The 13,870-nt window shown below is 62.9% G+C and carries 15 protein-coding genes; 5 read left to right on the top strand and 10 right to left on the bottom strand.

The window, feature by feature from the left end; translation table 11 throughout:
• Nucleotides 1-24: 24 nt before the first annotated feature.
• Nucleotides 25-1,131, bottom strand: coding sequence for an acyl-CoA dehydrogenase family protein (locus ACEWQZ_RS02175; RefSeq protein ID WP_476481428.1), 1,107 nt, complete (start codon nucleotides 1,129-1,131; stop codon nucleotides 25-27).
• A 12-nt stretch (nucleotides 1,132-1,143) separates the two neighbouring features.
• On the bottom strand, nucleotides 1,144-1,692 hold the full coding sequence (locus ACEWQZ_RS02180) for a carboxymuconolactone decarboxylase family protein (protein ID WP_476481429.1): 549 nt from the start codon (nucleotides 1,690-1,692) through the stop codon (nucleotides 1,144-1,146).
• A gap of 274 nt (nucleotides 1,693-1,966) precedes the next feature.
• Between ACEWQZ_RS02180 and ACEWQZ_RS02185 the strand changes: the two genes are divergently transcribed.
• A complete protein-coding gene (locus ACEWQZ_RS02185; protein WP_476481430.1) occupies nucleotides 1,967-2,329 on the top strand; it encodes a SpoIIAA family protein in 363 nt (120 codons plus the stop codon).
• Between the two features lie 24 nt (nucleotides 2,330-2,353).
• On the opposite strand, the gene sufT is transcribed toward ACEWQZ_RS02185, so the two are convergent.
• The 3 genes from sufT to ACEWQZ_RS02200 form a co-directional block, all read right to left on the bottom strand.
• Nucleotides 2,354-2,905, bottom strand: coding sequence for a putative Fe-S cluster assembly protein SufT (gene sufT, locus ACEWQZ_RS02190; RefSeq protein ID WP_476481431.1), 552 nt, complete (start codon nucleotides 2,903-2,905; stop codon nucleotides 2,354-2,356).
• 222 nt (nucleotides 2,906-3,127) lie between these two features.
• The gene (locus ACEWQZ_RS02195; protein ID WP_476481432.1) at nucleotides 3,128-5,038 is read right to left on the bottom strand and encodes a M1 family metallopeptidase; all 1,911 of its coding nucleotides are present in this window, start codon (nucleotides 5,036-5,038) and stop codon (nucleotides 3,128-3,130) included.
• 119 nt (nucleotides 5,039-5,157) lie between these two features.
• On the bottom strand, nucleotides 5,158-5,496 hold the full coding sequence (locus tag ACEWQZ_RS02200; protein WP_476481433.1) for a P-II family nitrogen regulator: 339 nt from the start codon (nucleotides 5,494-5,496) through the stop codon (nucleotides 5,158-5,160).
• Nucleotides 5,497-5,677: 181 nt separating this feature from the next.
• Between ACEWQZ_RS02200 and ACEWQZ_RS02205 the strand changes: the two genes are divergently transcribed.
• Complete coding sequence (locus tag ACEWQZ_RS02205) at nucleotides 5,678-5,914, top strand: accessory factor UbiK family protein (protein WP_476481434.1); 237 nt, start codon at nucleotides 5,678-5,680, stop codon at nucleotides 5,912-5,914.
• A gap of 767 nt (nucleotides 5,915-6,681) precedes the next feature.
• On the opposite strand, the gene ACEWQZ_RS02210 is transcribed toward ACEWQZ_RS02205, so the two are convergent.
• The 5 genes from ACEWQZ_RS02210 to gshB form a co-directional block, all read right to left on the bottom strand.
• Nucleotides 6,682-7,578 (bottom strand): aspartate carbamoyltransferase catalytic subunit, encoded by an 897-nt coding sequence (locus ACEWQZ_RS02210; RefSeq protein ID WP_476481435.1) that lies wholly within the window; start codon nucleotides 7,576-7,578, stop codon nucleotides 6,682-6,684.
• Nucleotides 7,575-8,012, bottom strand: coding sequence for a Holliday junction resolvase RuvX (gene ruvX / locus ACEWQZ_RS02215; RefSeq protein ID WP_476481436.1), 438 nt, complete (start codon nucleotides 8,010-8,012; stop codon nucleotides 7,575-7,577). The genes ACEWQZ_RS02210 and ruvX overlap by 4 nt, the downstream gene beginning before the upstream one ends.
• Complete coding sequence (locus tag ACEWQZ_RS02220; RefSeq protein ID WP_476481437.1) at nucleotides 8,005-8,568, bottom strand: YqgE/AlgH family protein; 564 nt, start codon at nucleotides 8,566-8,568, stop codon at nucleotides 8,005-8,007. Before ACEWQZ_RS02220 ends, ruvX begins: the two co-directional genes overlap by 8 nt.
• Before the next feature lie 69 nt (nucleotides 8,569-8,637).
• Entirely contained in the window at nucleotides 8,638-9,507 is an 870-nt protein-coding gene (locus tag ACEWQZ_RS02225) for an energy transducer TonB (protein ID WP_476481438.1), read from the bottom strand.
• A complete protein-coding gene (gshB, locus tag ACEWQZ_RS02230) occupies nucleotides 9,504-10,442 on the bottom strand; it encodes a glutathione synthase (RefSeq protein ID WP_476481439.1) in 939 nt (312 codons plus the stop codon). Before gshB ends, ACEWQZ_RS02225 begins: the two co-directional genes overlap by 4 nt.
• Before the next feature lie 186 nt (nucleotides 10,443-10,628).
• Between gshB and ACEWQZ_RS02235 the strand changes: the two genes are divergently transcribed.
• The 3 genes from ACEWQZ_RS02235 to ACEWQZ_RS02245 all read left to right on the top strand — a co-directional run bounded on the left by ACEWQZ_RS02235 (nucleotide 10,629) and on the right by ACEWQZ_RS02245 (nucleotide 13,870).
• Entirely contained in the window at nucleotides 10,629-11,060 is a 432-nt protein-coding gene (locus ACEWQZ_RS02235; RefSeq protein ID WP_476481440.1) for a response regulator, read from the top strand.
• 31 nt (nucleotides 11,061-11,091) lie between these two features.
• Nucleotides 11,092-11,670, top strand: coding sequence for a chemotaxis protein CheW (locus tag ACEWQZ_RS02240; RefSeq protein WP_476481441.1), 579 nt, complete (start codon nucleotides 11,092-11,094; stop codon nucleotides 11,668-11,670).
• Nucleotides 11,671-11,830: 160 nt separating this feature from the next.
• Entirely contained in the window at nucleotides 11,831-13,870 is a 2,040-nt protein-coding gene (locus tag ACEWQZ_RS02245; RefSeq protein ID WP_476481442.1) for a methyl-accepting chemotaxis protein, read from the top strand.

The following is a 13,870-nucleotide window of genomic DNA, read 5'->3' on the forward strand; positions in this document are numbered from 1 at the left end:
GAACTCCGTAAGCCGTGGCGGCAATCACGCGCAGGCTCGTGCATTTTCAATGTCGTGAATCTCTTTGCGCAGGTGTTTCAGTGCCGGCGTTACGATGCCGACAAATACCGCCTCGCGCAGATGGCGTTGCGCTGCATCGCGCATGAGATACCCTCGAGCGCCGGCATGCAGTACAGCGGAGTTGGCTGCCCGCAATGTCAGCTCAGAGACGGCCGCGCGCAATCTCAGTGCATCCAGCACCCGGGCATTGCCCTGTCCGGCCAGGGCGGCCTGTTTCAGGGCCTGATCATAGAGATCATTTCTGTCAGCCCGGATTTCCGATTCCTGATCACTCAGAAACCGGTTAACCCCTGAGTGGATGGCGTTGCTTTCATGTATCCGCTGCAGGCAGCCAGCCACTACACCCAGCCCGATTCCGCACTGACCAATGATGAATCCGGGCTTGATGCGCTGCATGAAACCCTCGAACTGGTCCGGATGGGCAATGACCTGATCCGCTTCGATGCCCAGCTCCCGGAATTGAATGCTGCAGGTTGCCGTACCCTGCATGCCCGAAAAATCCGGGCAGGGGCGAAGATCGAGACATTTGCTGTCGCCTGCGGCCAGGAACATCGCGTAACCGCCCGTGTCGACCTCTGCGCTTACAATCAGTAGATTGCTGCGGTCGATATTGGAGACCCAGGGCAGCCTTCCGCGCACGGTGTAGCCGCTGGGTGTCGACTCGGCCTTCAAATGCATACGTTCCATGCCAGCAAGATGCTTTATGGTGTTGGACATACCGGTTCCCGACAGATCCCTGCCGGAGGCAACGCGGGCAAGATAGCGCCTGCGCGTTGCTTCAACCCGGGCATGCTGCAAGTACCAGGCGCAGGCGCTCTGGCACCAGGCAAGAAACGCCGTGGCGCCGCAATACCGGCCCACCAATGCGATGGCCTGGAACTGACGGGCCAGGTCTACGGAGGGGTCTTCACCGGCGTTGGAGCCAAAGCCTCCTCGCTCCCCCAGGGAGCGCAGAAACTCCCGTGGGTAGACGCCATCGCGGTCAATTTTGCCGGCCAGCTTTTTCAGCTCGGCCCCGGCAAGTGTCCGGATTGACCCCAGCCATTGATCAGGTGCTGCGTTCGTTTTCATGATCGGCCCCGTTCAATCGAGCGCAAAGGGCTGAAGCTCAGGGTTGATCGGCGTTCTTGCCAGATTGTTGGCGTAGTTGCAGAGCGTGGCCAGACTCACCCCGAGAACAACGTCGAGTGCGTTCTGCTGGTTGTACCCCGCAGCAAAAAAGGCCTCCAGCTCGTCATCTGAGACCTGACCCCTCTGAGCCATGATCTGCAGCGTAAATGTGGCCAGCGCATTCAGCTTTTCATCGGGCAAGGTATCTGCGTTGCGGAGGGCCTCGAGCAAGGGCGTCTGCATGTCGAGGGCTTTCTGGGCGATTCTTGTATGTCCCGCCACGCAGAACCCGCATTCATTGGTCACGGCAGCGGTGATTTGAACAACTTCCCTTTCAACACCGGACAAGCTGTTGCGGCAGTTAATCTTGCCTGCTGTCTGGTAGGTTTCAATTGCCTCTGGCGAGCTTGCGAGCACACCCAGCAAGTTGGGGACAAAACCGCTGTCTTTCTGCGCAGCCTCCAGCCGCTGGGCAGACCTCTGTGGTGCGGTTTCGATCGTCTGAATGACTAAACGGCTCATGCATCCTCCCGCGACGGGATAAAACCAAGGAAGGTGGACTGTAAAACAATGAACCGTAACGACAAAAGACTGATATCGAATATGTATATCCCTTCCCGCTCGTTGGTTATTGTTATCAACCCGGCAGCGCCACCCTTGACGAAGGCCGCGGGACGCTTGACGGGGGGTCACAATCAGCGAGCGGCGCGGATTGATCTAAACGATCCGGCGCGCGGCCTGTCCAAGCCATCAGGCAAGATCGAAGCAACATCGCTCACCACAGCGGGAGAACGCCATGATGCGCTACACCGAAGATCCGGCCCACGAAACCGTCGAACTGGTCGTCGAAGGCAGGGTCACGGAACAGGACTTCGAGCAGGTCGCCGGCCGCCTGGAGGCATTCATCGAGGCGCACGGCAAGATCAAGGTGCTCGAGGTACTCGAGAGCTTCAAGGGCTTCGATGCCGCCGTGCTCGGCAAGGGCATCCTGTTCGACATCAAGCACATCAGGAACATCAGCCACTGCGCCGTCGTCAGCGACTCGGGCTGGATCGGCCCGCTCACGCGTGCCGTCGGCGCCGTCGTGAGCTGCGAGATCAAGGTTTTCGGGCACGACCAGATCGACCAGGCCCGAACCTGGCTGCGCGAGGTCGATTAGCCTGGCGGGGACACCGCCCGCTTATTAGAACATCCCGGTCTCGAGCCGTGCTTCCTCGCTCATCATGTGCTGGCTCCAGGGCGGGTCGAAGACCAGGCGGACGTTGACCTGGTCGATGGTGGGAATGCGCTTCAGCCGCTCTTCGACGTCGGCGACGATGAACTCGCCCATGCCGCAGCCGGGCGCGGTCAGGGTCATTTCGATGGCCACGTGTCGATGCTCATCGTCGATCTTTTCGACGTCGCACTCGTAGATCAGGCCCAGATCAAGCACGTTGATGGGAATTTCAGGGTCGTAGACGGTCTTGAGCTGGCTGATGACCAGCTCCTCGAAATCCTCGTCTTTGGCATTTTCGGGCACCTGCGGGGGCGGCGGCGGCTCCTTGCCGATGGCGTCGGCATCGTCGCCGGCCAGCCGGAACAGCCGGCCGTCAACGTAGATGGTGAAGCTGCCGCCCAGCTGCTGGGTGATATAGCCCACCGTGCCGGCGGGCATGTCCACCGGCACCCCATCGGGCACCATGATCAACTCGCAGTCGCGCTCGAACTTTACCGGTGTGTAGGAATTGCCGAACATCACTCACCCAATACAGGATTGATTTGGTCCCTATTATATCGGGATATGCAGGATGGCTTGCAATAGATAGCGGCAATCGAAGAGAAACCACGGAAGACACGGCAGAGTCTCGCCCATCGGCCGCCTTGAGCGCTGCAAGCTTCCGGCGATCCGACGAAGCAAACGGCTTCGGATTTTCCGGTCCGTGTGCTTCCGTATCTTCCTTGGATTCAATGTTCAGGCTCAGTCCCGAGCAATCTCCAACGCGCGCTCGCTGGCCTGGCGCGTGAGCGGATGGTAGCCGGGCCGGGCACGTTGGTAGACGTCAATGGCCCACTCCCGGCCCCAGTCGCTGTCAGCCAGAGCGCCGTAGAGCGGGCGGGTGAACTTGTTGCGCCCGACGTTCAAGAGGAAGGCCTCGAGGCGCTCGATGCCCGGCTCGTACTGCGTCTCTATGGTGCGCATCAGCCACTGGAACAGGATTTCGTAGTTGCCGGCAGCGGTCAGCTCGAAGGCGGCATCGAGCCTGGCCATGCGCTCGGCGTCGAGCTTGTCTTCCAGACCGGTGAGGAAGTGCAGCCACTGGTAGACCGACCATTCATCGCCCGGCAGGTCCTGAGCGGCAACCTCGTGGTCGAGCCAGCGCTGGCGCCAGTCATCAACCTGCTCGAAGGCGTCCGACTCCGGTGCGACGGCGTAATCGGGCAGCCCGCCCTGGTAGAGCCACTGATCGACTTCTTCCATGCTCAGCTCATCGGCATGCTTTGCCACCAGGTTTTCCTGCAGGTAGCCGCGGAAGGTTGCAGTCGTGATCGACTGGAAGGCGAAGTGGTCGAAGTAGGCCTGCAGGAAACTGTCGATGGCAGCGCGCCCGACACGCTGCTCGATCCACTCGAGAAAGAAACGACCCTTGCCGTAAGGCACACCGGTGAGCGCCTGCTCCGGGTCCTTGCCGTCAACATCCAGCACCAGGCTGCCCATGCTGTCATCGGTATGCTCAAGCTCTTCGGTCAGGTCCTCCCACTCCAGAACAGCGAGCTGACGCTCGACTTCCTTGCCATAGAGCGCCTCCATGATGCGCGACTCGATATAGACAGTGAAGCCCTCGTTGAGCCATAGATCCCGCCAGGCGGCGTTGGTGACCAGGTTGCCCGACCACGAGTGCGCCAGCTCGTGCGCGACCAGACCGAGCAGGCTGCCGTCGCCGGCAATGATGGTGGGCGTGATGAAGTTCAGGCGCGGGTTTTCCATTCCTCCGAAGGGAAAGCTCGGCGGCAGTATCAGCAAGTCGTATCGACCCCAGCGGTATTCGCCGTAGAGATCGACACCGATATCGACCATTTCTTCGAGCACGTCGAATTCGGCCGCGGCGGCCTCGAGCTGCTGCGGCTCGGCATAGACGCCGGTACGCGGCCCGGTTTCAGCGAATTCGAGATCACCGATGGCAATGGCCATCAGGTAGGAAGGCACCGGCTGCGGCATGTGGAACTGATACTCACCGCGATCGTTCTTTTCCGAGGGATTGCCGGCCGCACCCATTACGGCCATCAGCTCTTCGGGCACGCGAATGGTGGCATCGTAGGTGTAGCGTACGGCTGGCGTGTCCTGCAGCGGGACCCAGGTGCGCGCGTAATGCGGCTGGCTCTGGGAGAACATGAACGGCTTGCCCGAGCTCGTCTGTTCGCCGCTGAGCCACTGCAGCCCGAAGGCCTCGGGTGAGCTGGCGTAGTCGATGCGCACCTCATCGACCCCCTCGGGAAGGAGGATGACCAGGGGCTGACCCAGATCGCCGCGCGTCTCCGTGTCGGCCAGGCGCCAGGTGAGCGGCTGATGGTTGCCCCCGCCTGCAGGCGCGGTCACGTCGCGGATTTCCAGCCCGCGGGTGTCGAGCACCAGGCGCGGATGCTCCGGGTCGGTGCGCTCGAGCTCGAGCACGACCTGCCCCGACAGGCTGTGCGCCTCCATATCGGCCTTCAGGTCCAGGCGCAGGTGCGCGATACGCACCTGCTCGTACTCGGCAAAACTGTGCGGATCGGCTCCGGTTTTTACCTGCCATTGTTCAGCGGGCTCGAGCGGCGCATCGGAGTCATTCTGACCACAGGCCGCAAGCGCCAGCAGCGCGGCGGCCGCAATAGTCCATACGGGCATTTTCATATTGGCTGTTCTCACTTGGCAGGTGCCTGTCGGCCATTCGGAGCCGCCGGCCACAGCCGGCTGCCCACGGCTCTCGGCACGTTATCAGTCCACGGGTCTATCGGTTGCTGCGGCAATGATTACAACGCATCATCACCCTCTTCACCGGTACGGATGCGCACCGTGCGCTCCAGCGCGGTGACGAAGATCTTGCCGTCGCCGATACGGCCCGACGCGGCGGTCTCGACGATGGTCTCGACCACGCGCTCGGCAGCGTCGTCCGGCACGGCAATCTCGAGTTTGAGCTTGGGCAGGAAATCGACCACGTATTCGGCGCCCCGATAAAGCTCGGTGTGCCCCTTCTGGCGCCCGAAACCCTTGACCTCCGAAACCGTCATGCCGGTCACACCCACCTCGCCCAGTGCGTCACGCACGTCGTCGAGCTTGAAGGGCTTGATGATGGCGGTAATGAGCTTCATCGTTTCGCCTGGGATTTTCGGGAACCATGATGACAAGAGATTAACGCAGATTGCGACAGCGTGCATGCGCCGGAATCATCCGGCCCCGGCGGCGGTGAACCGGTTGCATCGATCGACCCGGACCGCCCATTCCGGTTTCAATCTGCGCTAGTCTGCAGTTTCAAGAACTCAAGGATGCCTCATGCGCCCCGACTTTCAGACCCTTGACGAAATCACCCGCCGGCTGGCGGCTGCCGTGCCCAGGGAAGTGCGCAGCGCCCGCGCCGAACTGGAAGAGCAGTTTCGCGCCGTACTCGAATCCGCCTTCGACCGCATGGATCTGGTCACGCGCGAGGAATTCGAGATTCAGAAGAAGGTGCTGGCACGGACGCGAGAGAAGCTCGAGGCGCTCGAGAAACAACTCGAGGACGATTCCTAGACTGAATTCGCGTCGCTGACGGGCCGGGTATCGGTTGTGGTCACCCGGCTGCGGCGGGTGCCGCCCTGTACCGGCGTTTCTCTTTTATCGGGACGCTTCGTGCATCGAAGACGTCGATGAGGCGGGCGTCACCGGGCAATGAGCAAGCCCTGACAAGTCAAAGGCGTTCCGTCCGCCTGATTGGCAGGCTGTTGGCGGGCTTGGCAATAGTCGTCCGTCAGGGACGTGGCCCCGATCGATGCAGGCCACCATCACAACCCCGCAATGCCTTGGGCCCAGACGGCAGGTCGCGGTTACATCCGCGACGGACGAGGTAGCGGACCGGCACCAACGCAAGCAACGCGTGGCCGGAGCCGCCGCGTCGCTACGCCCATCCATGGCCCGCCGATCGAAGGCGGGCCGCCGGTCTGTCGGCTTCGTTCCATATATTGCGAACGCCACCGGATCCTCCGACGGAATTTTGGCGAAGGCAGCGCCGCGAAGGGGCCAGCCCGCACAGCAAGCCAGTCCTGAAACAATCGAGCGTGAGACGTTGACCTTGAAGAGCGCTTCTTGGTTACTTTTTTCGCTCTGGAAAAAGTAACCCGCCATCAGCCTGCGAAGCAGGCGGGCGGAACGCCTTTGACTTGTCGAAACCCGCACTGCAAGCGGCAATCACCAGCCATCGCAAGGCGCCGCGTGACATGCTGCGCAGCGCATCAGCCCGCGACGCAGGCCGGGCGGAACGAATGACGCCGGCACAAACAAACCCGACGGCCAAGCCGCCGTCAGCCGAACAGCCACTCGAAAATCGCCATCCGGGCAAACACCCCCATCCGCACCTGTTCGAGGATCAGCGCGCGCCGGCCGTCAGCCACCGCGGCATCGATTTCCATGCCGCGGTTGATCGGCCCCGGGTGCATCACCAGGCAGCCCGGCGCGGCCTGTGCCAGGCGGGCTTCGGTCAGGCCCCAGTCGGCAAAATAGGCCTCGCGCTCTGGCCAGCCGGCACGATCCATGCGCTCGTGCTGAACGCGCAGCATCATGATCACGTCGGCACCGCTCACGGCTTCGCTGAGCTTGTCGTGCAGGCTCGCCACGGCAACCGGCGGGCTGTCGGGCAGCATTGCGCGTGGCCCGGCCAGGCGGATTTCGGCCGCGCCCAGACGCTGCCACAGCTGTATGCCGGAACCGGCCACCCGCGAGTGACGAACGTCGCCGACGATCGCGAACTTCAGCCCGGCCGGATCAAGGCCGCGGGAACGCAGCGTGGCTGCATCCAGCAGAGCCTGGCTGGGATGTGCATGATGGCCGTCACCGGCATTGATCAGATGCAGGCCCGCCGCGGTCGCGGCCAGCTGCGCGACGCGGTGGCTTTCGGGGTGGCGCAGAACGACGGCGTCAATCCCCATGGCCGCCAGCGTGGCCGCGGTATCTTCCAGGGTCTCGCCCTTGGTGGTCGAGGAATGCTCGAGCTCGATGTTGACTGCGCCCATGCCCAGACGGCGCGCTGCCAATTCGAACGAGACGCGAGTGCGGGTGCTGGGCTCGTAGAACAGGTTGGCCACCGTGGCATGAAGCCGCCGCACCTCAGCGCCGCGTGACAGGGCACAAGCGCGCTCGAGAATGCGCTCGATATCGTCGTCGGCCAGACGATCAATGGCAAGCAAGTGCCTGTTTCTCAAGGATGCTCCCCCATCCAGGATTCGAGAATCACGGTGGCGGCGACGCTGTCGAGGCGTTTGGCGTCGCTGCGCCGGGCACGCCCCTGTTGTCGGCGGCCGGCGTGGCGCTCGGCCGCGGCGTGTGAACTCAGGCGCTCGTCCTGAAAGCTGATTTCGGCATGCGGATACTGCGCCTGCAGGTCGGCGCCAAAATCCCGCACCCGTCGGCTCATGTCCGACTCGCTGCCGTCACCGGCCAGCGGCAGCCCGAGCACGATGCGTGTTGGCCGCCACTGGCGGATGACTGCGTCGAGCTGCTGCAACAACCCGTCGTTGCTGCGATAGCGAATGGGATCGAGCGGGCGCGCAGACCCGGTCAGGCGATGACCGACGGCCACCCCCACGGTGCGCTGGCCGAAGTCGATTCCCAGCAGCGCAGCGGCTGCGTCAGGCATGCCCGCCGGCGGGTTGCAGCGTGGCCACGTCGATGCCCAGCCGCGCCACGGCTTCTTCCCAGCGCTGCTCGGCCGGCAGGTCGAAAATGACCTCGGCATTCGCCATCACGTTGAGCCAGGCGTTCTGGCGCATTTCTTCCTCGAGCTGCCCGGACTCCCAACCGGCATAGCCCAGGGCCACCAGGAACTTCTCCGGCCCCTCGCCTTCGGAAATGGCCTCAAGCACGTCTCGTGAGGTGGTCACGCAGATGCCTTCGCCGACATCGACGGTGGCTTCCCAGCTGCGATCGTCGCTGTGCAGAACGAACCCGCGCTCGGGATGGACCGGGCCGCCGACGTAGACCGGCTGATTGGCCAGCTGCGCATCCTCGCAGCTGAGCCCCAGCTGCTCGAGCACGTCTTCGAGCACATAGTCGGAGGCGCGGTTGATGGTAATGCCCAGCGCGCCTTCTTCATTGTGCTGGCACATCAGCGTCACGCCGCGCATGAAGTTGGGGTCTTCCATGCCCGGCATGGCAATCAGGAATTGATGTTCAAGGTAACTCACGGCTTTCATTCTACCAGTGGAACCAGCAGCCGATATGGGGACGAAAGCGGCGAAAACCCGAAAACGCCGCTGCGCGGCTCATTCGCCGTGCAGCACGCCGGCACTGGAAAACTGCCAAGTGCGCGTAATGGTGAGCAAATCGGCCTCTTCCCGGATTTCCGCCGGCAGCGGTGCAAAGGGCGCAGACAGGCGCACGATGCGCACCGCGGCGGCGTCGAGCACATCATGCCCGGAGGAGCGCAGGACGCGAATCCGGCCAACGCTGCCGTCCTCGAAAACATCCACGCTGAGCACCAGCGCCCCGGCCAGATTCTCGCGTCGCGCACGCGCAGGATAATTGAGGTTGCCCACGCGCTCTACCTTGGAGACCCACGAGCGCATGTAGCCGGCATAAAGATGCTCACGCGTATTCGCCGAGACGAACTTGCGTCGCGGTCGCTCGGGATAGTCGACGGCGTCACTGAAGCGCTCGATCGAACTGCGCGCGATCGAGCGCGACTGCTCGATGAGTTCACTGGTCGAGACCTCGACCTCCGGATCGCTCTCGGTTTGCTCCCGGATCGGGTTGGCCCGCTGTTTGTGCTCAACCTGCACAACCTCATCGACCTGCTCGGGTTGCGCCTGCGCAGCCGCGTCGCTGGCCTCCTGGTCCAGCGGCGCTGTTTCCTCCTCGCGGCTGGTGGCCATCGGCTCGGCAGGCCGATCGACCTCTTCAGCCGTGCCGCCGCCGCGCTGACTTGCTGCGGCAAGAAAGTCGGCTTCGTCGGGCGCTTCCTCGGTGGCCCATTCCACCAGCACGACATCCAGGCTGCTGGGCACGCTGTCAGGCTTGCTGCCGAGAAACTCGAAGTGCACCAGCCCGATAATGGCCGCGTGCAGGCCCACCGCCACGGCTGCAGCAATGGCCAGCGAGTCGCTGCCCCGAGGCGCTGAGCGCGCTGCCGTCATGGGTCGACTGCATCGAACAGGTCACCGATGATGTTGATTCCGAACTGGGCATCGAGCTCTCTGACACAGGTCGGTGAGGTGACGTTGATCTCGGTAAGCCGGTCGCCAATGATGTCGAGCCCGGCAAATTCAATGCCGTGCTCGAGCAGCACCGGCCCCACGGTCTCGGCAATCGCTCGGTCGGCGGGCTCCAGCGGCCGCCCCTCACCCCGACCCCCGCGCGCCAGATTGCCGCGAAAATCGCCTTTTCCGGGAATGCGCGCCAGCAGCTTGTCCACGGGCTGGCCGTGCACGATCAGCACGCGCTTGTCGCCTTCGGAAATGGCCGGCAGAAACTCCTGAGCCATGGCCATCCGCCGGCCATTGTCGGTCAGGGTTTCGATGACGACGTTGAGATTGCGCTCATCACGATCGACCAGAAAAATGCTCTTGCCGCCCATGCCATCAAGCGGTTTGAGCACCGCACGACCGGTCCGGCCGACAAAATCGCGCAGCGTGGCGGCATCAGCGCTGACCAGGGTTTGCGGAATCAGCTCGGGGAAGCGCGCAATGGCCAGCTTCTCGTTGAAATCACGCAGGGCCTGGGGACGGTTGACCACCAGCGCACCGGCGGCCTCGGCCTGCCCGAGCAGGTAGGTGGCAAACAGATAGTTGTCATCCACCGGCGGATCGGTGCGCATCAGTACCAGGTCATCCGGACCCAGCGGTCGATCGACCGACTCGCCCAGCGCATACCAATCCTCGGGATCGTCTGTGACGCGCACCGCGCGCATTCGCGCACGACATTCAGCGCCGTCAAGATACAGCTCCGTTACGCCCAGATACCACAGTTGATAACCGCGGCGCTGCCCCTCGAGCAGCATCGCCAGCGATGTGTCCTTGGCCACTGTGATGGCCGCTATGTCGTCCATTACCACGACGAGGTTCTTGCGCATGTATGCTCCGTTGCGTCAGACTGGCCCGGCACGACGGCCCGGGTGGTCGCTCTCAGAAACCGGGAAACATCTGTAATCCCATGGACTTCTGTGACACAATTCTACTGGATTGGCAAATTCGCCGAAGATAGACTAACCTAGCCGTCAAAATCCACAGGTGTATCCGTCAGCGGCATCAGGCAGACCATGAGCGCAGATCAAAACAGCGACAGCGGAGAAGACATGACAGCCGATCTCAGCGGCCTCAAGATCATGCTGATCGACGACAGCCGAACCATTCGGCGCTCGGCTGAAACCATGCTCAGCAAGGAAGGCTGCGAGGTGATCACCGCCAACGACGGCTTCGAGGCGCTGGCGCTGATCCACAAGCACGAGCCGGATCTGATTTTCGTCGACATCATGATGCCCCGTCTCGATGGCTACCAGACCTGCGCGATCATCAAGAACAACGCGCGTTTCAAGAACGTGCCGGTGGTCATGCTGACCAGCAAGGACGGGCTGTTCGACAAGGCCCGCGGGCGTATTGTCGGCTCTGACCATTATCTGACCAAACCGTTCACGCGCGATGAGCTCCTTGCCGCCGTGCGCCAGCAGCGTGAACGCGCCGCAGCGGCCTGACGACGACGGCCAGAGGAATTCGAGAGGGACAATGCAAGGGGACCAGCAGCTCGCGACCAAAACGGAATCAGGCCGCCTTTCCCTGTTCGCGCGCCTGGCCGACTATGAGCGTCGCAGTCTCGAACACGACGTTGGCGAATCCGCGCGCCAGCAACAGATCAGCAACTGGGACGGCGTGGTCTTTCGTCTTGGTGATTACTATCTGACCTGCCGCATCAACCAGATCGATGAAATCATCGCCTTCCCGTCCTACACCCTGATCCCCGGCGCCAAGGAGTGGCTGCTGGGCCTGGCCAACGTGCGCGGCAACCTGGCGCCCGTTTCCGATCTCGGCTGGTTCCTGTTCGGCAGCCGCACGCCGGTGACCAATCGCACGCGGCTGATCATTACTCGTATTCAGGGTCGCCTGGCCGGCCTGGTGGTTGACGAAGTCTTCGGCCAGCGACATTTCCATACCGACGATCTCAAAAGCGCGACCGAGTGGGACGACACCGCCCTGGCGGGGCTGGTCGCGCAGCAATTCGAAACCAGTGAACGCAAGTGGGGGGTGCTCAGGCTCGATGAACTCCAGGCCAACCAGGAGTTCATCAACGGCGCCCGGGAAGAGTGAAGCAAAGGGACAGAACCAACGTGCATGAATCATTCAGCAATCCGTCGAGCCCGCGGCGATACGCCCGGGTATTGACGCGAGCCACAGCAGATGGACACGGCATTCGGCGGTATCGCCTGGCCACCGGATGCCCCAGCGTATTACAAGATGAGGTGAAGGCATGAGCAGCGCCGCGACACAATCCACACAGCAGCGACTTTCTCCAGCGCAGGCACTCCTGTTCATTCTGCTGGTCGCCCTTCTGGGCCTGGTCGCCTACAACTTTTATCTCCTCAACCAGCGCAATACCCAGGAGACCCAGTATCTGGGGTTGACCACCGAGATTCAGGTGCGCGCACAGCAGCTGGCAAAGGCTGCCGGGGAGGCCGCCGTCGGCAACTTCGAAGCCTTCGATGAGCTCGGCAACACGCGCAACATCATCGACGAGTCGATCAGCACGCTGCGAAACGGCAATCCCGAAACCGAACTGCCGCCCTCGCCGGCGCGCGTTGACACGCCGCTGTCGAGGCTCGAAGCGACCTGGTCAGGCATCGATGCCAACGCCTCGGCGATTCTCGGCCGCTCGGATCTGGTGGTCGAACTGGCCGAAGCGGCAACCACGTTCAACAGCAACATTCCGCGCCTGCAGGCGCAGTCCGACGAAGTGGTCCGCCACATGATCGAGACCGGCGCCCCGACCGTTCAGATTTACGTCGCCAGCCGCCAGCTGGCGCTGGCCGACCGCATGTTGCGGCGCGTCAACACCATTCTTGCCGGCGGGCAGTCGGCCATCGCCGCAGCCGATGCCTTCAGCCGCGACGCCAGCCTGTTCAATCGCGTGCTGCAGGGGCTGATCAACGGTGACGAGGATCTCGGACTGCCGGCCGTGCGCAACAGCCGCGTACTCGAGGCGCTCGCCGAAGTGGTGCCGATTTTCGATGAGGTCCGGCTCGACGTCGATACCATCCTGACCGCCTCGACCGACCTGTTCGAGGTGCGCGACGCCGCCGACGAAATCTTCCTGGACGCCGAAGTCCTGACCGACCAGACGCGCGAACTGGCCGACGAATATGCCAACCTGGGTGAAGGCGTCCTCTGGCCCTCACTGCTGGCCGGGCTGGCGATTGCGGCCGCCGCCCTGCTGATCCTGTTCCTGATCGGCGCCAGCGCCTACTTCCAGCAGCGCCGGGCGGCGCGACAGACGGCCGAAGTCAACCAGAGAAACCAGGAGGCCATCCTCCGCCTGCTCGACGAAATGTCATCGCTCGCCGATGGTGACCTGACCGTACAGGCCACCGTCACCGAGGACGTCACCGGCGCCATCGCCGACTCGGTCAACTATGCCGTGGAGGCCCTGCGCGACCTGGTCTCGGGCGTCAACACCACCGCTCAGCAGGTGGCGGCCCAGGCGCAGGAAACGCGGGCCACCACCACTCAGCTGGCCGAGGCCAGTGAGCACCAGGCGCAGGAAATCCGCTCGGCCACCGAAACCATCAACGAAATGGCCCAGTCCTTTGACGACATGGCCCAGCGTTCCAGCCAATCAGCCGACGTGGCGCAGAATTCGGTCGAAATCGCCAACCGCGGCGCCGACATGGTGCGCCAGACGATTTCGGGCATGGACAGCATTCGCGACCAGATTCAGGAAACCTCGAAGCGAATCAAGCGCCTGGGCGAGTCCTCGCAGGAAATTGGCGACATTGTCGAGCTGATCAACGGCATTTCCGAGCAGACCAACGTGCTCGCGCTCAACGCCGCCATTCAGGCCGCATCAGCCGGCGGTGCCGGTCGCGGTTTTGCGGTGGTTGCCGACGAAGTGCAGCGACTGGCCGAGCGCGCTACCAACGCCACGCGGCGAATCGAGGCGCTGGTGCAGACCATTCAGGCCGACACCTCCGAGGCGGTCACCTCGATGGAGCAGACCACTTCTCAGGTGGTGTCGGGTGCCCGACTGGCCGAGGATGCCGGTGAGGCGCTCGAGTCGATTGAAAACGTGTCGAACGACCTCGCCGGACTGATTAACGAAATCTCCAAACAGGCGCAGCAGGAGTCCCGGAACGCCACCCGTATCGCCGAGATGATGAACTCGATTCGAGACATTTCCATCCAGACGACCGAAGGGACCGGCCAGACCGCCAGATCGGTGGCCAACCTTGCCGAGCTGGTGCGCGAGCTTCGCGACTCGGTGGCCGACTTCACGCTGCCCGAAGACGAAGACTGA

Source organism: Wenzhouxiangella sp. YN1 (assembly GCF_056324145.1).